At 33.7% G+C, this 19,709-nt stretch carries 12 protein-coding genes; 2 read left to right on the forward strand and 10 right to left on the reverse strand.

Annotated elements, in window-relative coordinates; all coding sequences use genetic code 11:
• Positions 1-197: 197 nt before the first annotated feature.
• The 7 genes from UABHE_RS10830 to UABHE_RS10860 all read right to left on the reverse strand — a co-directional run bounded on the left by UABHE_RS10830 (position 198) and on the right by UABHE_RS10860 (position 7,868).
• Positions 198-2,063, reverse strand: coding sequence for an ATP-binding cassette domain-containing protein (locus UABHE_RS10830; protein ID WP_372370296.1), 1,866 nt, complete (start codon positions 2,061-2,063; stop codon positions 198-200).
• 48 nt (positions 2,064-2,111) lie between these two features.
• Entirely contained in the window at positions 2,112-3,353 is a 1,242-nt protein-coding gene (locus UABHE_RS10835; RefSeq protein ID WP_372370297.1) for a leucine-rich repeat domain-containing protein, read from the reverse strand.
• Positions 3,354-3,369: 16 nt separating this feature from the next.
• Entirely contained in the window at positions 3,370-4,512 is a 1,143-nt protein-coding gene (locus UABHE_RS10840; protein WP_372370298.1) for an MFS transporter, read from the reverse strand.
• 7 nt (positions 4,513-4,519) lie between these two features.
• The gene (locus UABHE_RS10845; RefSeq protein ID WP_372370299.1) at positions 4,520-5,095 is read right to left on the reverse strand and encodes a DedA family protein; all 576 of its coding nucleotides are present in this window, start codon (positions 5,093-5,095) and stop codon (positions 4,520-4,522) included.
• A gap of 16 nt (positions 5,096-5,111) precedes the next feature.
• Entirely contained in the window at positions 5,112-6,980 is a 1,869-nt protein-coding gene (locus UABHE_RS10850; protein WP_372370300.1) for a hypothetical protein, read from the reverse strand.
• A 13-nt stretch (positions 6,981-6,993) separates the two neighbouring features.
• Complete coding sequence (locus UABHE_RS10855) at positions 6,994-7,473, reverse strand: hypothetical protein (RefSeq protein WP_372370301.1); 480 nt, start codon at positions 7,471-7,473, stop codon at positions 6,994-6,996.
• A gap of 140 nt (positions 7,474-7,613) precedes the next feature.
• The gene (locus tag UABHE_RS10860) at positions 7,614-7,868 is read right to left on the reverse strand and encodes a hypothetical protein (RefSeq protein WP_372370302.1); all 255 of its coding nucleotides are present in this window, start codon (positions 7,866-7,868) and stop codon (positions 7,614-7,616) included.
• A 238-nt stretch (positions 7,869-8,106) separates the two neighbouring features.
• Here UABHE_RS10860 and UABHE_RS10865 point away from each other — a divergent pair, with 238 nt between their 5' ends.
• Entirely contained in the window at positions 8,107-8,733 is a 627-nt protein-coding gene (locus UABHE_RS10865; protein WP_372370303.1) for a response regulator, read from the forward strand.
• Here UABHE_RS10865 and UABHE_RS10870 read toward each other — a convergent pair.
• The 3 genes from UABHE_RS10870 to UABHE_RS10880 are packed head-to-tail and all read right to left on the reverse strand — an operon-like array spanning position 8,713 to position 17,011.
• Positions 8,713-11,328: a 7TM diverse intracellular signaling domain-containing protein gene (locus tag UABHE_RS10870; protein ID WP_372370304.1), complete on the reverse strand. Its 2,616-nt coding sequence runs from the start codon at positions 11,326-11,328 to the stop codon at positions 8,713-8,715. The two genes, UABHE_RS10865 and UABHE_RS10870, sit on opposite strands and share 21 nt — an antisense overlap.
• Positions 11,329-11,388: 60 nt before the next feature.
• Positions 11,389-13,872, reverse strand: coding sequence for a protein kinase (locus tag UABHE_RS10875; protein WP_372370305.1), 2,484 nt, complete (start codon positions 13,870-13,872; stop codon positions 11,389-11,391).
• A gap of 13 nt (positions 13,873-13,885) precedes the next feature.
• Entirely contained in the window at positions 13,886-17,011 is a 3,126-nt protein-coding gene (locus tag UABHE_RS10880) for a transporter substrate-binding domain-containing protein (RefSeq protein ID WP_372370306.1), read from the reverse strand.
• Between the two features lie 633 nt (positions 17,012-17,644).
• Here UABHE_RS10880 and UABHE_RS10885 point away from each other — a divergent pair.
• Positions 17,645-19,690, forward strand: coding sequence for a protein kinase (locus UABHE_RS10885; protein ID WP_372370307.1), 2,046 nt, complete (start codon positions 17,645-17,647; stop codon positions 19,688-19,690).
• Positions 19,691-19,709 lie beyond the last annotated feature (19 nt).

A 19,709-nucleotide genomic window follows, 5' to 3' on the forward strand; every position in this document is an offset into this window, starting at 1 on the left:
CGAGATTCGAACCGCGCACATCGAATTTGTAAGAGTAATTATACCAGACTATACGACAACTTTTATAGGTCGCAACTTGGGTTAAGATAAAGTGTATCTTCCAAAGAGTGTATTGAGGGAGATATAGAAATGTCAAAGGCAAAAGCGAAAAGAAGTTTTTAGAAAACATCACTACATGATATGGACTACCCAATATTTTACGCTTGATCTTCTAATTCTTCCCAACGAGAGTAGCAGTTTTCCAGTTCTTTGGCTATCTCTTCTAATTGTTGTTGTATTTTTGTCGTATCATCTTTGTCTCTTTGATAAAATTGGGGATCAGAAGTTTCTGCAAAAAGTAATTGTTGTTGCTCTTCTAATTCTTCAATTTTCAAAGGTAAACTCTCTAATTCACGTCTTTCTTTATGTGATAGAGCACTTTTTTCTCGTTGTGGCTGTTTGTAACTCACTTCTTTTTTCTGAGATGTTTGTTGCGGACGTTGTTCCAACCAATCGTCATATCCCCCCGCATACTCGTTTACTACACCGTTCTCAAAAACAATACTATTGGTAACGACGTTATTCAAAAATATACGATCATGGCTTACCAAAAAAACAGTGCCAGGGTAATCAGTCAATAGCTGTTCCAGTAAATCTAGGGTTTCAATATCTAGGTCGTTTGTGGGCTCATCTAGCACCAATACATTAGATGGACGTAAAAATAATTTTGCTAAAAGTAAGCGATTTTGTTCTCCGCCTGAAAGAGTCCATACTGGATTATTTGCATCCTTTGTTGAAAAAAGAAAGTCTTGTAAATAACCCATAACGTGTTTCTTACGACCATTTATCACTACATGATCATTTCCTTCACCAATATTTTCGTATACAGATTTGTCCCTATCAAGTAGATTACGCAACTGATCAAAATAAGCGATTTCCAAATTTGTTCCTAGGTGAACACTCCCTTGTTGTGGTTGCAAATCGCCAAGAAGAATTTTGAGAAGTGTTGTTTTACCCGTTCCATTTTTTCCAATAATTCCGACTTTATCTCCGCGCATCACTGTCATCGAAAAATCAGGAATGATTTCTGTATCTTCATAAGAGAAAGCAAGATTTTTTACGCGGACAACGAGATTACCCGATTTATCAGCTTGCTGCGCATCCATTCTTACATTGCCCATTTTTTTGCGCCGTTGCCGATATAATTCGCGCATCTCTTTTAAACGACTTACGCGTCCTTGATCGCGCGTGCGCCGTGCGAGAATACCCTTTCTGATCCACACTTCTTCTTCGGCAAGCCTTTTATCAAAGAGCTTTTGTTCTTTCTCTTGCGCGCGTACTAATTCTTCTTTGCGTTCTAGAAATAATTCATAACCGCAATCCCAACTGCTAAGAGAACCATTGTCGAGCTCAACAATACGCGTCGCTACTTTTTGTAAAAACCTTCGATCGTGTGTTACAAACAAAATCGATGAATTATAACGAGAAAAAAATTCTTCTAACCACTTGATAGAAGGTATATCTAAGTGGTTTGTTGGCTCATCGAGTAATAACAAGTCAGGCTTCTTTACTAAAGATTTCCCCAAAAGAACACGACGCTTTTTTCCCGCCGATAAGTTTTCAAATTTCTCGCTCTCATTTAAATTGAGATGAGAAATAATTTCTTCTACGCTTTGGATTTGTTCCCAACCACCACTATCATCGAGTTTTTTTTGCGCATCTTCTAACTTCTGCAAAAGATGATCAGACGAGTCTGTAGCCAGTTTTTGGCTTATATTGTTGTATTCGGCAATTGCTTCGCCTAACTCTCCTAAACCTTGAACTAGAATATCAAAAACGCTGCCACTCATTTGTTGCGGAACTTCTTGGCTAAGATATGCCACTTTCAGCCCTTGGTTTTTTTGGATCTCCCCTTCTTCTGGAGATATTTCCTCACAGAGCAGTTTTAATAGCGTTGATTTCCCTTGACCGTTGCGACCAATAAGAGCTATTTTTTCGTTATCATGGACTTGTAAATTGGCATTCTCTAGCACTGGATGTCCACCAAAACCGAGAGTTACATCTTTCATATTTATATAAATCATGGTGATTTATTCCTACTTACTGTACAAACTTTTTGAAGTCATTTATTGTTAGGAAATTACAATATTTACGCTTTTGTGAATATTTTTGGATAATTGTTTTTCTTGATTATGATCTAAATATATATTGATATTTTTTATTTCTTTGGGGATTTTAGATATTGGATTGTTTTGTATGTCCAGATCTTCAAGCGAAGAGATTTGGGCAATTTCTTTAGGGATTTGCGAGATGTTATTATATCCTAAGCATAACTTTTTAAGATTTGTTAGTTGTGAAATTTCTCTAGGAATTTCAACAATATTGTTACTTTGTAAATGTAGTTCTTCTAATGAAAATATCTCGCTAATTGCTTTTGGAAATTCGTTTAAATTATTAGAGTCTAAATATAGCTCTTTCAAACAACAAAGTTCGCCTACTTTCTTCGGAACATTTGTTATTTTGTTATTGCTCAAGTATAACTCTTCGAGAGAACTAAGCTGCGCAATCTCTTCTGGTATTTTGGATATCTGATTATTACTTAGGTATAATTGTTTAAGAGAACTGAGTAGTCCAATTTCTGGTGGGATTTCCCTAACTTGATTATAATTCAAACATAAATAAACAAGAGAAGATAGTTGGCCTATTTCTCTAGGAATTTGAGAAATTCTGTTATAGTACAAATGCAATTCTTCTAAACAAGAAAGTTGTGCAATTTTTTTGGGAAATTCTTTAATTCTATTACTTCCCAAATATAACTTCTTCAATGAACAAAGAGATTCAATTTCTTCGGGTATTTGCACAATTTGATTATTACATAAATGCAATTCTTCTAAACAAGAAAGTAGCCCTATTTCTTGTGGAACTTTAGTCAGCTGATTAAATGTTAAAAGTAAATACCTAAGAGAGTAAAGTAGCCCTATTTCTTGCGGAATTTCTCTAAGTTGGTTGAAATTTAAATTCAAAAACACAAGAGAGGCCAGCTGGCAGGTTTCTTCCGAAATAGTGGATATTTCATTGCGGCGTAAGTGTAAATATTTAAGAGATGTCAAACGCATAATTTCTTTTGGTATACTACTAATTTGATTATTATTTAGATTTAACGCTTCAAGAGGAATAGAATAAACTGATTTTGGTATCTGTTTTTTTGTTGAATTCGACAAATCTAAACTTAATTGTATACCTCGAAAACTACAGTTATCAAACTCTACATTGACAAAATCTTCGTATCCTAAGCCATCTAAATAAAACGCACATCCCATATATTTCGTATTTGGAGTTATTTTTCTTAATGATTCTCCGCGTACAATTTTCATTACCATTCTCTCCGTTTCACGACGAATTACTTGCGCTTACATCATCAGTCAGAAACAAACACTGAATCAAAGATAGAATTGAAATAACTGCTGAACATAAAAACACATAGAAGCCTTTTCCAACACTATCAAGCATAGCTCCACATAAAAAAGTGCCAATAAAGCCACCTAGAGAAAACGTAGTAATATAAAATATGTTTTGCCCACTAGTGAGCATATCTTGCGGAACAACTTTTCTCAAATAAGTTACACTTATAGTAAAAAAGGCACCAAAAGTAAAGCCTTGAAAAATTTGAACAGCAATGAATGTCGAGATGTTTAAAGAATACCCCATAGTGGACCAACGAAATGCTGATGCTGTGGCAATAATCATAAACCATACTTTGTATGAATTTATTTTTTCAAACCACTTACTAATGCGCGCCATACAAAAAATTTCACAACAGATTCCTGTACAAATTGCAACCCCGGTTACATAGAATGGAAGTCCTAAAAGGTCACGGTGAATATCTAAACACAAGTTATACGAAATATGTGCGCACCAGTGTAATAGAGAAAAAAATAAAAACGGTAATAAACCTGGAATTTTGAGAATTTCAAGTATATATATTTTCTTTACTATTTCAGTATGATTTTCGCGCTTTTCCTCATGTATAAAAATGAGAGCTATCGAATAAACGAAGGCTAAAACTGTTATAAAAAAAATAGGAGAGTAATCTTTAGGAATTATAAATGGTATAACGAGTACAGCACTACCATATCCAACAGATCCCCACAGGCGAATGTTTCCATAATTTTTAATCGGATAGTTAGTAATAGTGATGGTATCAAGCAGTGCTGGCATTGCCGTCATAAAAAATCCTAAAGACCAAAAAAGCAGCGCAGCGATCCATATGTTATTAATAATAGATAGTAAAAAATAAACAATTAGAATGCAAATAGAACCTATGCGAAGTAATGCAGCGCTACACCTAGAACGATCAGCAATTTGCCCCCATACAACATGGGAACAAACGCCAAATAACATATTTCCAGCAAACATTAATGAAATGTGTTTGCCGCTAAAACCATGATATTTCATATAGTAGTTGGGTAAATATGTTGTCTGTACACCGACAATAGCAAAATATACAAAGTAAGAAAAAGATGTTATATTCATATAAATGTTAAATATCCTTGTTTTTTCTCGTTTTACGTATACGATAAAAATGTATAAGCCAAATGATAGCTGCAATAATAATTACTGATAGAAAAACCCATTTTTGATACTCATAAATACTATGAATAACGATCTCAATGGTTTTGCCAAAATAAAAAGAAGCAATTCCCATAGACGTTGCCCAAAAACACGCACCAACAAAATTCATTGTCACAACATAAGATGTCGATAAATGACTAGCTCCTATAACAAAAGGAGTAACGGTACGAAAGCCATAAAAAAATCGAAAGCTAATAAGTACCAAATGTTTGTGTTTTTCTAACATTTTGTTTACTTTTTCCGCAGGTATTTTCCAATTGGGTCTTTTTTCAATGAAAGGCTTTCCATATATTCGACCTAAAATAAAAAAAACTTGATCCCCTGCGATCCCTCCTAAAAAGGATACCAAAATAACTAACCATAAATCCAAATAGCCTTGATATGCAGCAATACCAGCAAGGACAATAGTCGTTTCACCTTCTATAAAGGTTCCAATAAACAAAATGATATAACCATATTCTATAATTAGTTGTTCTAAAGTCATAAATCACCTCAACGCTTTAGAAAGCGCTAAATCTAAACTCTAATAACTGTGGGTAGTAAAATGCTAAATTACAAAGAACAAAAGCCGCAAGCGTAACAAAAAACAATAGTTTTGCCAGAAAAGAGATTTTTACATATATCGGACCAAAATCTTTACAAAAATAATACTTAATTGTTGGACGACAAAAGCGTAATAGCATAAAAAAACTAAGTAGTAGCCACGGAATATACAACAAATAGAGATTGTGATCACTGACTTTCGTCAATAGAGCAGTAAGCCCTGCAATAAATAAAACATTAAACCCGATAGATAAAGCCCGACCTTTTCGACTCAGTAAAGAAAAAGCTATGCACAAATTACTAATCGCAATTATTCCAAGAAAAGAACTAATATACCTTGCAGAATAGTTTTGTATTATCGATATTTTTTGAGACCAAAAAATACCTGCATATGGTAAAAAAGCCAAAATAATAGCGTATAAAGCATAAAACATATGAAGAAAAGAATTTTGTTTTATTTTAGAATCGTAGTCTGGTAATTTTTTCGTTTTTTTGATTTCTTGTGATGGAATTAGTAAATCTTCTAACTCTTTACGCTGCCCGCCAGTATTCTTATTAAAATGTGCCTCTTCGTACATTATTTTTCCAGTAAGCACTTTTTCTAATTTTTTTGAAAACTCTTGGTCTGTTAAACATGGTTGTAATTTGCGATGTTTAAATTGATGTATTTTGTCTTCATCAATCTTTACAATACCAAAAGAAGCAGGGCGATGATTGAATGTAGTTGATTGCGAAGAAAGTAGTTTGCCTGTGACAAGTATGTTATAGTAAGGAACTGTCATTTTACCAAGAATTTTTTGTAATATAGGTAAAATGGCCTCTACTTTTAAATTTTTACGCATATCAATAAATACTTTTTCTTTTTCGCTCTCTGTTAAAAATCGCTCTATTTTCGCCACGTCACGAAAATGAAAATCAGCATCGGCGTTTTGCGCGTGGTATTCAATAACATCGCTAACAATTTGTCGCGAACGTTCTTTTTTTATACGGTTCCTACGTTGCTTAAGAAACTCAATAAGCACATCTTTCTTCTCTTGTCGAGCACGATAAGGAAAACGAAACACCCCTTTCCATTTTGATTGGCGTTTTTCCATAATAGAACAAACCTCTGTAAATATGACAGGATCTATTTCTCCAAGAAAAAAGTAGGGTCTATCTTCGTAATGCTCAACAAAGCGACTAATCACTTTTCTTCCTTGCATCTCAAGAACTTGTTTATTGATTTGAATATCACAGTGTATACCATTTTTCTGTTGGGCTTCTTTTTCCGTACAAAACTCCATTTCGCAACTGTGATTAGGAGCTAAAAACTTCGAAGGCAATTTAAATGAAATAGATTCTTTTGCAAAGTTAACTTTTTTATGATCAAGAATAACGCGTAATGCTGCGCGGAAATGACTAGTTACTTTTTTATCTACACCACGATTAATAATTTTATCTGCTTTGTTTAAAATTTTATGCTTTGGAATCTTGGGCTTTTGAACGGATTTCTTTTTCTTTTTGATCTGATCACTTCGATAGCGAGAGGTCAAACGCCCAATAAAAGACTTGCTATGTTTGTCTACTTCAGGAGATTTTACTTCTCCCATGAATGTTGCAAAGTCATCATCTTCAAGTTCAGGTGTTGCAATGACTAGCGACTCGCTAAAACTTTTTGCTTCGCTAATAAATGTCTCTTCTGAACCTTCTTGAGGTTTAACTTGCGTTTTGAGTTTTACTGGCTGAATAACGATTTTTATTTCTTCCCCAGCAGCAAACGGCAGATCTTCAAGAATCACTTTGTTATTTTTGTCTACTTTAACAGTGATCGTGTGCTTGTTTCCCATGCACATTCTCCAATTACTTATGTTCGACTCCAGTTTTATATTTCTGATACTCTACAATATTTTTTAATTTAAGTTCCCCTTGTATTTTTGTTTCCTCTGCGTGATACAATTTAAATAATCTGAGTAACTCTAATCCCTTTTCCAAGTAATAATTTCGCTTACCTTCTGGTAACTCATTACACAACAGGCTACATGCACAGGCATAATAGAAATAATACATAGAAAATGTTTGTATATCATGATTGAGCATTTGCATAAACACAACAAAGCTCTGGGGATCTTCTATTTTGGCAAAGTTATCTATAGATAGTTGATATTCTTTTGCATCTAAAAAATGCTTTCCCATCAGATAAGCGTGTTTTACTTTTTCGACTTGCTGTTGATAATTAGTCTCTATATCCTTGGTTATTTGACTAATGCGATATAGCTCTTGTAGATGTCTTTGGGAAGTTACTCGATACTCTTTTCTTTGTAGTCGTGTGAAAAAAAACATCAGACCAACTCCCATAATAAGAGAAAAAAATACCGCCGCTATATTCCGCGATTGATCAGAAGTAATGGAGTAGACAACAAATATAATAGCATATACACTTATACCACCAACAAGCGTTCCAAAAACAACTTCCCACCATTTTACTGATGCAGAAAACTAGCAACCCCCATTCCTGTAAGTGACAGAAAAAACATTAAGGCGTAGGCTGGAGACGATTGTTCTTTTGTAAATTTAGGAAATGTATTTTCAACAATTTTAATTAATTTTTCGAAAAGAAAATGTAGAGAAGTTGTAAATAATACACCTACGATCGCTCCCCATATTTCACCATAGGCAAAACCCACCGCAAAACCGATAAAAAGCAGAATATAAATGTGAATAAAATTTGCAATCATTTGTAAAATTTCATTTTCCTAGAAGCTAAAAGTAACAATTTCGCACCTTGAGATTATTTTATAACGTGCTCTTACACTTAGTAGTAAAATTGTAACATTAATACAAGTATTTGCAAAATTTTTACAAGGATACCTTTATTTAAGAATAGAAGCTTCTATTTGTAATAGAAAAGTAGATAAGCAATCCGTCAAAAGTATTTACTTACTGTAGCCACATTCGCAATCAAAGTGGAGGGGGATGACTACATCTGTTTTAGTTGTGGAAGGCGATGAAGAAGATTTGCATTATCCCGCAGATATTTTGCGAGCGGAACAATATCGAATTCGCCCAGTAACAAGTGGGAATCAAGCTTTGAAGTCTATAGAAGCGAAATTACCCGATATCATTTTGTTAGATATTAACATGCCAGATATTAGTGGCTACGATGTGTGTCGAAGGTTAAAAAGCAATGAAAATACCAAGGATATACCAGTTATTTTCATTAGTGGTTTAACTTCTCTAGAGGAAAAAAACAAAGGATTTTCGTGCGGATGTGTTGATTTCATTACCAAACCATTTTTTAAAGAAGGTGGAACATTATTTTTAGATGAGATTGGCGACTTGTCTTTAGATGTGCAAACTATGCTACTACGCACTTTGGAAGATGGTGTCATACGACCTGTTGGTAGTGAAGTAAATCGTCAAATTAATGTACGTATTATTGCGGCAACTAACAATAATTTACAAAAACCGACATACATCACGCCTCTTATGTATTGCGTAAACTACAAAAAGCAGGAGTTATTATTAAAAAAGGAACACGGCGTTGGAGCTACTGCTTATCCTGACAGCTACTCATGTCAACTATTCTGTCTTTTGATTTGATTTATTGATGAGATTTACAATTTTTTCATAGTTAAATTCATAGAGTAACTTACTTAAATATTCGATAGTTGCTGTATGCTCCATAGACAATTCTCCTATAATATTCTGTATTGTTTCTATTTCTGCTTCGGTAGCAGCCTGTTTCAATAAAAACTTTTGCTCGTTAGAAAACACTCTCATGAGTTCTAAAGGCGAAAGCTTTTGTTTCTCGTCTTCATCTTTACATTGAAATTGCAAAGTTAAATGTTTTTCTATGATTTTTAATAATTGTGGTGGAGAAACAGGTTTTGTCAAAATATCATCGCAACCACTGGTAATAATAGCCTGCTTTTCTTTGTGAAAAGCGAAAGCTGTGATCACAATAATAATAGCTTTATTATCAGATCTTTTGATATCCTTTATTACTTGATGACCGTCTAACTCTGACATATGTATATCTAATAAAATGAGATGCGGTTTATATTTCTGCCATAGGTCTATTACTTGTTTGCCATCGTGAGCTTCATGGATTTCAAATGCAAATGGAGTCAAGATTTTTCTTAGTAGTAAACGATTGACTTCTTGATCATCAGCAATTAGTACGCGTAGTTTTGAAGATGGCTGAGTGTTCAGTGGGTGGATATGAACATCTTTTTTCACCATTTCTTCCGACACAGTAACCAGTATATCAACCGCTATTGTAGTGCCCTTCATCGGAACGCTATCAATTGAAATTTCTCCGTTCATAAGTTGAACAAACTTAAGACTAATAGCCATTCCTAATCCGGTACCTTCTTTTTTTTGTTTACCAGATTTTGTTTGTGCAAATGGCTGGAAAACTTTTTGTATTTCGTGTTGTGCTATCCCGCTACCAGTATCGCGTATTGTAAAAATAATACGTATTTTTTGTGCTGAAATGGGTTTCGAAGTTACCAAGAAGTGAACAGAGCCTTCTTCAGTGAATTTTAAAGCATTGGAAAGAACATTGAGCAATATTTGTCTTACTTTGGTTTTATCACAATAGACAAAGTGTGGTAAATCTTTTCCTTCGAAAAGAAACTGTATATTTTTTTGCTGCGCCTGAAAACTAAAAATATTACTCAATTCTTGTAAAAGCTCGAATAAGTCAACATTTTGTAATTCTAATTCCATACGTTCTGCTTCAATTTTTGATAAGTCAAGAACCATATTGATAATGTTTAGTAGATGTTCTCCTGATTGATAGATTAATTGAAGATCTTTACGCGTTTCTCTACAGATATTTTCCTTTTGACCTAATGTGTAAGAAAACCCCATAATCGCATTTAGTGGTGTACGAAGTTCGTGGCTCATGAGGGCTAAAAACTCGCTCTTAGCACGACTTGCTTTCTCTGCAAATATTGTTGCCTCTTTTAACTGTGCCGTTTTTTCATCTACCATTTTATGTAATCGCGACTTTTCCTGTTCTTGATAAGCATAAAATTGTCGTTGTAAATGTAGTTTTTCTTCTTTCTCTTCGTTAACACGATCAGCTAAAGCAAGAGAAAAAGCAATCGCTTCAAAAATGATTATAGATTTTGAAATGTCATTGTCCCATACATTGTAAGGTATAAAGCCTTCCGTATGAAGAAACATAACTATTGATGCCAAACCAACAGAGAGCCATCCTAATCCAAAGTAAATGATACTACGATTTTTATGGCGGAGTTTCCATGTAAGCCATGGGAAACTACATGTGATAGATAAAATGCCTACCGCTAAAAATTTGATATTATTTTCAAAAGCCATTATTCCTGCAAAGTACAAGCATGAAATTGTTGGTATTGCAGTGATAAAAAAATGAAATACGTATTTCAAACGCGGAAAATGCATTCTCACATCAAGTAAGTAGTAAACAAACAAACAAAGAAATAACCATGCACAGAGAATGGAAAAAATATGCAACTCGTTATCAAAATTGTGAACATTATAAGCAGCAGTAATACCTTCCTGTTGCAATAAAAAAAGGTTTACTCCTACAAAGTATAGACAATAGTATAAATATTTTATATTTCTAGTAAAAATACCAATAACAGTGTTGTAGATTAGGAGAATAAAGAAGCAACCGTAAAAGAAAGCTTGGTGTGTTAATTCTCGCACATCATTTTTTATAAACGCTTCTTTTTCATAAAGGCGGATATCAAAACGAAGAATTCGACTAGACACAATACGTAGGTATACAACATAACTTTGGTTTTGTTCAAGATGTAATGGAAACAACAAATAACGATGTTTTACATCGCGCTTGTTGTAAGCGACTTTTGTTCCTACATGCGATTTATATACTATACGTTTGTTGTGTTCAAGATAAACATCAAGATAGTTGAGCGGTTGTACAGAATACAACATCCATTTTTTGTATTCACTATTGTTGGTAATTTCTAATCGCAGCCAAAATGCCGACGAAGAATGACTGAAATTATTGATTTTCACGGCATTCCAATTGGGCATAGGCAAGGATTTTACTTTCCCTATGCCTAGGTTACCAGTCTTATCTTCGTAATATGTGAAACGTATATTGTCATTAACTTTCGTTTGTAAAACAAGTCCTTGAATATGAGCAACGAAAATAAATAACAAAAAAAACTTTTTCAACATAACATTATACCTATTGCGAAATTATAATTTGTATTTCAGAATGAAATAGTCCAGTAGACATTATAAAGATTTCATTGTCATGGTTAACATTTCTCTGAGTTCTTTCAATGAGCTATATCTTTTTGTGGAATCTTGGTGCATTGTTTTGTATAGAATTTCTCTAACGCCCTCATTTAGGTTATGTGAAATCTCTTCTAAGGGTTTCTCCTTATTAGGATCTATAATTTTTCCTTGTGGAATCTTATAGGGAGTATTGTAGCATACCATTTTATATAGACATGCTCCAATACTGTAAATATCGTTTTTTATCGTAGATTTTCCAAAAGAAGCGGGATCATTCCAATCCTTATAAGAATCAAGGGCATAATTAGGGAATAAAAACATTACCCCTAAAAATAAAATTTTGGGAACAATAATTCCTTGTTTTTTTTGTAAAAAAATAGCACATGGATTTAGACTCCCATGCCCTATGCCAAAAGAAGAGTGTGTATATTCTAATACAGAAGCAAGTGTGTGTGCTATTTGTAAAGATTCTAGCAAGGAAAGGTTTTCTTCTTCTAAAAAATCGCACAATAAAGCACCTTCACAAAATTCCATGGTAACAACACACTTCTTTTCGTGGTAGAAAGTATTGTTTATACTTAAAATATTAGGATGTTTTATTTGTAAAAGTAGTGTCGATAATTTGTGTATGGCAGTATCTTCGAGTACTTTTTTCGAATATAGTACATCGCTCGCGATAACAAAAAATTTTTGCGAATCGTTTCTCGCGATAAAAGATTCTTCACTTTGTCTCCATATTTGTGTGTGAGTAATGCGAACATTCGCAAGTCCAGGTAGTGTTGTTTCCCAATCAACACAAACAGGGCTCTTCTTAGGACGCAAACTGATATGGCTATATGATTGAAGTGTATGAAGATACGAAGAAAATTTTTCATGTAAAATTTCTATGTACGACGCAATACTATGATTTTCTTGAGACTCTTGCTTGGCTATTTGTTTATTACGCTCTACAAAATTGTATACTTTATTAGAAACAAAGAAAAAATGATTACCCAAAATCTCAAAAGGTTGTTCTCCTGAAAGAATTTTCTCTTCCCCCGTTTTTAGTTGTGAGTTACCAACACGAATATAAGCCTTCCCTAAATTTTTTATATATACGTTTTCTTGTTCTTGGTAGAGAAGGAGATGTACTCTAGATACAAGATCATTGGAAATAACAATATCACAGATAAAAGAACGGCCTAAATAAAAGTTACGTTTACGTATAGGATAAATAATTTTTTGCTTATTTTTTTGTATAGTATAAATGTATGGAAAATCTGTCGTAGAAGATTTGTAAGCCATAAAATCAAGTAAGTCGATGTGCAGATCTTGTGCATTTTGATATCTATTTTCATGTTTTTGACATAAGCATTTGTAGTAGATATCTTGTAATCGCTTTTCTACTTTGTCATCATCATAAAAAATGACCTCTCTTTTTTTTGATATGTTTATCATAATTTGATCATAATTATTACCTTGGATATAATATCGCTTTACTAAGATTTCATAGAAAGTAGTACCTAAAGAATAAATATCACTAGATGGAGCTGGCTTAAATTTCTTCTCAAATCTTTCTGGAGCTGTATAACGTATAGTTCCTGAATAATTTTCAATAAAATCATCACTAGTTGCCAATCCAAAATCAACGAGTTTTGCTCTGCCGTCTTGAGAAACAAGAATATTTTGCGGTTTAATATCTTGATGATAGATCGTTTTACTGTGTAAATAACTAAGAGCATCTGCTAACTCTGAAAACAATTTGCATACAATAGATACGAAGGTATTTTGTGAAATATTTTTACAGTATAACGATATTGTTTGCGACTCTAAATACTCCATCACAATGTATGGGTTATTTTTCGCAATACCAAAATCATAGATTTGTACAGTATTTGGATGATTAATAGAGGCAAGAACTTGGGCTTCTTCAATAAACTTAGCTATCATTTGTTCACTATAAGCGCTTTTTACTATTTTAATGGCCACATAACGGCATAAAACAGGGTCCCATCCTTTATAAACTAATCCAAATCCTCCCTTCCCAATCTCATGTAAAATTTCATACTTACCTATGTAAATTTTGTTTTGCCTCTTTTTCGCGATTTCGCCTGACAAAGATTTCGAAGTAGTAGAATCTTTATCTCTTTTATTATCAGAGACTTCTGGGATTTTTAATTGATCTCTTGTAAATTCAAGTTGATTTGAAGTAGACGACAATATCTTTTGGTTCTCTTCTTTTAATTCTAAGTTTGTTACTGAATTTTCTTGCATATCGTTAAGACTTATGAGAGGTAAAAGTTCGTCGTATTCAACAATAGATTTAGTAAAAAAAGTTAAATCTGTCTGCGACTGCACTTTTTCAGCAACAAACTTAGAATTAAAAGAAAAAATGCTTGCGGTGTTTGGACATTCATATGAATCGCCAAATTGGTAACACCTAACTTTATGATTTTTAGAACAATAGGGACAAGTGATTTTTAATATTTGATATTGGTTCATGTTTTTCCCATGGTTACTTCAAAGTATCGCGAAATAATACGACAATACTATCGTAATCAAAATTTTCGACTAGTTTCCTAATATGGTTTGCAACAATAGGCTTTTTATCTTGTAGTTGTAAACTAATTTGTAATAGTAATTCTACATTTGCTTCTTCTGCCGCATGAATGATTTGTTGAATTTGATGCGTAGGAATCTCTGCTAGATCGTTAACTGTTACTGGTTGACAACTCGTAGAAATTTCGTCTAGATCAAAATTCTTTTCTACAGAATAAGATATGTGCTTCATTATTTCACTAACTAAATCTCTTTTACTAAGTGGCTTTCGTAGGTAACCATCGCAAAGCTGTGCAATAATTTTTTCATCTTGTTTTAAAGAAGAAGCAGTAGCTGCAATAATGGGAATATGCCGCAGTTCAGGGTCACGCTTGAGAATATCAGAGGCTTGATAACCGTTCATTATCGGCATTTTCATATCCAATAAAATTAGGTCTGGTCGATGTATTTTAACTTTTTCAATACCCTCTTTACCGTTATGAGCAAAAACGATGTCAAAATTCCAATTTTTAAGATAGATGGCAAATATTTCACGATTGTATTTTACATCGTCCACAATAAGAATAGTCGCTGAAGAGAAATTTATACAAGACAAATCTAAAGAGTTGTCTACTTGTGTTTTTATATTCTCGGTGGAAGCGATTTCGACATCATCAAATGTTATGCGAAAAGTAGTACCTTTCCCAAATTCAGACTCTACCTCAATTTTCCCTTCCATTAATTCAACAAGACTTTTCACAATTGCCAAACCTAACCCAGTACCACCATACACTGCATAATTTTGTTGTTTTGATTGGGAGAAAACTTCAAAGATGCGTTTATGTTGTTCTTTGGCAATGCCAATACCGCTATCGATAATTTCGATAACTAGTCTAAAGCGCTCTTCTTTTGGTACTTCATGAACTTTTGCTTTTACTTTAATATGACCTACATGGGTAAACTTAATAGCATTGCCAATTAGGTTTATAAGTATTTGGCGTAACCGTACTTCATCGGAAATAATGATAGGGAAATTATTATCTATATCAATCTGAAAATCTAATTCTTTGTCAGATGTTTGTTGACGAAAAATAACTTCCATTTCTTCTAGCAAAATCTGTAAGCGCACAGCACTAAATTGCAACTCTATTTTCCCTGCTTCTATTTTAGATATATCAAGAACATCATTGATAAGAGCAAGTAAAGCTTTACCGCTAGTATGAATAGCATTTATATAACTTTTCTTTTGCGGATCATGTTCTTCCTCGGAAAGTATTTCGGTAAAACCAAGAATAGCATTCATTGGAGTACGAATTTCGTGTGACATGTTTGCTAAAAATTTGCTTTTAGCCTGATTGGCTTGCTGTTCTGCCTTTTTAGCTTTTTGTAATTCGCAATTGGAGGCAATTAAATTTTGTTGTGCAATTCGACGTTCTTTTATCTCTTGACCAAGGCGATAATTCCACAATAAAATTAACACAAAAACAATCGCAACAATAAAAAAAATAATGGTAATTCGATACCAAAATTTTTTCCAATGCACTTTTTTTTCAATATGGATATTGCTCCAACGATGCTCTATATCTTTCTTTTCTTCTTGCGAAAAAGAAGCAAGATAACGGTTGAGGATTTTGACCAACTCTGGCCAATCTTTTCTTACGCCAAAGGCCATGTCGTAACTGTATTTGGTTGTTGCTGCCACTCGTATATTCATTATTCCTTTAGTTCTTATGGTATACGTGATTGTGGCTAAGTTTCCAATAAAAGCATCGACTTCGCCTTTAGAAACGCTTTGTAGTGCGTTTTCGAAATTATCATAAAGGTGGCAATTTAGTGTTGGCCAATCTCTTTTTAGAATTTCAACAATAGCATATCCTTTCACAGCAGCTATTTTTTTACCAATAAGTCCCTGCAAACCATTAATAAACGGAGCATCTTGCTCACTAATAATAATTAATCGTAAAGACAGGTACGGTTTAGTAAACCTAAGATAATGACTACGACTTGGCATTTTCACTACACATGACAAAACATCAATTTCTTTATTTTTTGCTTTAGCGAGAACCTGTTCCCAAATTAAACCTTTTTGCGGATTCATTTTGATATCAAAAGCTTGATTAATTTTTTGTACATACTCGCTGGACACTCCTTGAAAAACTCCTACTTCATTAATAAATTCTATCGGCGCCCAATCTGAAGTTATCCCCAAATGCAATTGTTGGTGGTCTTGTAACCATTTTTCTTCTTTAGGAGTTAAACGAAAATCTTTTGAGGAGCGATCACTACCTAGTTCTAGCCATTTTTTGTTGATTGAATGTCGTTGTTCTTCTGTCATTGCGTTTAGTGCCTTTTGAAAAACATTGCGTATTAGAGGCCAGTCACTTCTAATACCAATGCAAAGTTGATCAAAATTTTGTAATCGTTTATCGACAAGTTTAGAGTTTATTTGTAGACCATTTAAAAAATGTTTCTTGATACTGTAACTGACAATACCAATGCTATCCATGCATGCATCTACGCGATCAGATTGAACTAACAACAGTGCTTCGAGAATAGTAGGTGTAGTAACGATTTTAATTTGCGGGTATAATTTGGCTATGGCGGAAATCGTAGCAACGCCCTTTTGCAAAGCAATCGTTTTTATATGATCAAGACTTTCAAGTACTTGAGCATTTTTCTTCATAACGAGCACAAGAGGATTACTAATATATCCTGCGGTAAAATTCATATACTGCCGTCGTTCTTCAATGTCCCATAACACAGGCAATACGTCTATTTTGCGTTCGCGACACATATTTTGAAGTTTTCCCCATCTATAACCATGAATATATTCGAAACTAGTATCGGTAAGTATTGTATCGATAAACTTCATGTAACTAATAGCAAGTCCTTGGGGAGTGCCATTTACATTATAATCAAATGGAGGCCAATCTAACTCGTTACCAATGCGAATAATAGGATACGTTTCTAAAAAAGCTTTTTCTTGCGGTGTCAGTGCTTTTTCTAATCGGCGTATAGTCTCTTCTATATTTTGCGCTACGGCGATACAAGCAAGTAAGCATAGGGCCAAAGTAAAACTTACGAGTTGTTGCAATTCAAACATTCTAATGAATCTCCTTATGTTCAATATTATTTGCCGTATATCCTGAGCAAGAAATTAAGTCGCTATCAAAAAGTACAATAAATCGTTTCACAATGTGTGGTATAGCCAGTAGATTATAGCTTTATTTATAGTTTTTTATTGTAATATTTTTGCGAGTAACTGTACATTGTAGTCTTTTGAAAAAGCAAATAGTATGCCATTACAGACCGAGCACAAACTCTGTTTTTCGGCATTTCAAGATGAATTGTCTTGCATTTATTTCGAATAGATTTTTTATATTTTGAATAGGTCTTATGTATTTTGAATAGATTTCCTACATTTTGTATAGACCGCTCCATATTTTGAATAGTAAAATCATTTTAATAAAAGACACAGTACTTTTGGTAAAAAAAATGAAAGTACGCACATAATTATTATCATTTTAGGTGTATTATCAGCTACGATTATGGCTAGGGTTGCGGTCGACCGTAATATCTCAGTTTAAGTCAACAGTAGTCAGATTGTGGTCACAGCTACAAATTTTTCAGCATAATGGCTTAATTGATGACAGGTCTAAACTTTTTTTATTATTTTAGGTGCAATATTTGCATATTTGATGATTCAAAAGTGGCCATTTTTATTTAGGAATAAAATATGTTAAACAACGCGCATGTTCTAATTGTTGATGATGTGGCAAAAAATATTCAGGTATTGGGTACTGTCTTACGTGGGCAGAGTTATAAAATAAGCTATGCGCAAAATGGTAAACAGGCAGTCGAACTTGCGAAAAAAAAACGTTTTGATTTAATTTTACTCGATATTATGATGCCTGAGCTAGATGGTTTTGGAGCATGTAAAGCTTTAAAACAAGATGGACTAAACACCGAAACACCTGTTATATTTTTAACAGCAAAAATCGAAAAAGAAGAAGTTGTTAAAGGTTTTGAAATAGGAGCTGTTGATTATATAAGTAAGCCGTTTAATAGCCAAGAGCTGCTTTCACGCGTGCATACTCATTTGACGATTGGCTATCAAAAGCGTAAGATAGAAGAGCAAAAAGAAGCGCTGAGTAAAGAGTTAGAAATTACCGAAACGCTATTTGCAGAGGCTTGCTACAATACCGATGGTGAATTACTTGGAAGTAGTGAAGTTATTACTAAAGTACGCGATTCTATCGCAAAATATGCTAGTGATCGAAAGTCAGTTTTCTTAATAGGAGAAACCGAATGTGCTGAAGAAGCTATTGCACGCACTATTCACAAATTATCTAAATGCGAAGGAGCATTTATTCAAATTAATTGCAACGCTTTCAAAGTAAACTTTTTTGAAAAAGCGCTTTCTCTAAATAACGATGATGACTTTATTCCAAAAGTACTTCTTGCTACTTGTGGTACTTTATTTTTGGAAAACATCTATGAATTACCAACTACTCTTCAAGAGAGTCTGCTAGAAATTCTAAAGCAACATGAGATAAATATAAAAATTGTATGTTATGGTGGGTCAAAAGCGAAAAGTAATCTACACTCAGATTTAAACAGCTTGCTAAGCAAACATGTTTTACACGTCCCTACTTTACTTGAAAGGCGCGAAGACATACCAATATTGATCGATTACTACATTAAATTTTATGCACAACAACGCGGAAAAAAAATTACCACCATGGATGAAAAATCTCTTAAAAAACTAAGCAATTATTCATGGCCTGGCAATACCAAGGAATTAAAAAACTTGATCGAACGCAGCGTTACTTTTTCTAGTCCTGATACAACAGAAGTTGTTATTGATGATGAATGGTTAGCTCCTGGAATACGCATAGATAACTATCGTTTAATCGAAAAAATTGGCCAAGGCGGTATGGGAGAAGTTTGGAGAGCAAAACACCATGCCTTGGTAAGGCCTGTCGTGATAAAGCGCATTCAGGAGGAACTACAAGATAAAAATGCCTCGATAATATTAAAACGTTTTGAGCGCGAAGCGCAAACAATTGCAAGACTTCAATCACCTCACACAATTACTCTTTACGATTATGGAATTGATCAATCTAATTCCATTTATTATGCAATGGAAATGCTATACGGACTGGACTTGGATCAATTAGTTTTAAATCACGGTTCTATTTCTCCTCAAAGAGCTGTATATATTTTATCGCAAGTGTGTTTGTCTTTAATGGAAGCTCATTCTAATGGGATTATTCATCGCGATATCAAACCAAGCAATATCTTTTTGTGCAAACTAGGTTGGCAATTCGATTTTATCAAAGTACTTGATTTTGGTATTGTAAAAAAAGTGGATGAAAACTCTAATCTTACAGGAGAATATATAGTTGGTTCTCCTCTTTTTATGGCTCCTGAGTTAGCGTATGGTAAAGAAATCGATGAAAGTATCGATGTTTATTCTTTTGGTTGTGTAGCTTATCATTTACTTGCCGGTCGCCATGTCTTTACTGGTAATAACCCGATGTACATTATTCAAAGGCATGTAAATGATATTCCTGAACCTATTTCGCAATTTTGTAACGATGAAATCCCCAAAGATTTAGAAAATTTAATTATGCAATGTTTGCAAAAAAAAGCAGAGAAACGACCTTCTATACACCAAGTAAAGCAGCGATTAAGTGAAATATCGTTTGTAAGTCCGTGGACTTGTACAGATGCACAACAATGGTGGGAAAGACAATTACCTGATATTGCTAGCTCCTAATTTCAGTAATTGCGTGGAG

This window comes from Candidatus Uabimicrobium helgolandensis (genome assembly GCF_041508025.1).
Classification (GTDB): domain Bacteria; phylum Planctomycetota; class Uabimicrobiia; order Uabimicrobiales; family Uabimicrobiaceae; genus Uabimicrobium; species Uabimicrobium helgolandensis.

What these genes read in the sequence shown, in the direction of transcription:
- UABHE_RS10830 (WP_372370296.1), bottom strand. Translation starts at nt 2,063, where the DNA reads ATGATTTATATAAATATGAAAGATGTAACTCTCGGTTTTGGTGGACAT.
- UABHE_RS10835 (WP_372370297.1), bottom strand. Translation starts at nt 3,353, where the DNA reads ATGAAAATTGTACGCGGAGAATCATTAAGAAAAATAACTCCAAATACG.
- UABHE_RS10840 (WP_372370298.1), bottom strand. Translation starts at nt 4,512, where the DNA reads ATGAATATAACATCTTTTTCTTACTTTGTATATTTTGCTATTGTCGGT.
- UABHE_RS10845 (WP_372370299.1), bottom strand. Translation starts at nt 5,095, where the DNA reads ATGACTTTAGAACAACTAATTATAGAATATGGTTATATCATTTTGTTT.
- UABHE_RS10850 (WP_372370300.1), bottom strand. Translation starts at nt 6,980, where the DNA reads ATGGGAAACAAGCACACGATCACTGTTAAAGTAGACAAAAATAACAAA.
- UABHE_RS10855 (WP_372370301.1), bottom strand. Translation starts at nt 7,473, where the DNA reads ATGTTTTTTTTCACACGACTACAAAGAAAAGAGTATCGAGTAACTTCC.
- UABHE_RS10860 (WP_372370302.1), bottom strand. Translation starts at nt 7,868, where the DNA reads ATGATTGCAAATTTTATTCACATTTATATTCTGCTTTTTATCGGTTTT.
- UABHE_RS10865 (WP_372370303.1), top strand. Translation starts at nt 8,107, where the DNA reads ATGACTACATCTGTTTTAGTTGTGGAAGGCGATGAAGAAGATTTGCAT.
- UABHE_RS10870 (WP_372370304.1), bottom strand. Translation starts at nt 11,328, where the DNA reads ATGTTGAAAAAGTTTTTTTTGTTATTTATTTTCGTTGCTCATATTCAA.
- UABHE_RS10875 (WP_372370305.1), bottom strand. Translation starts at nt 13,872, where the DNA reads ATGAACCAATATCAAATATTAAAAATCACTTGTCCCTATTGTTCTAAA.
- UABHE_RS10880 (WP_372370306.1), bottom strand. Translation starts at nt 17,011, where the DNA reads ATGTTTGAATTGCAACAACTCGTAAGTTTTACTTTGGCCCTATGCTTA.
- UABHE_RS10885 (WP_372370307.1), top strand. Translation starts at nt 17,645, where the DNA reads ATGTTAAACAACGCGCATGTTCTAATTGTTGATGATGTGGCAAAAAAT.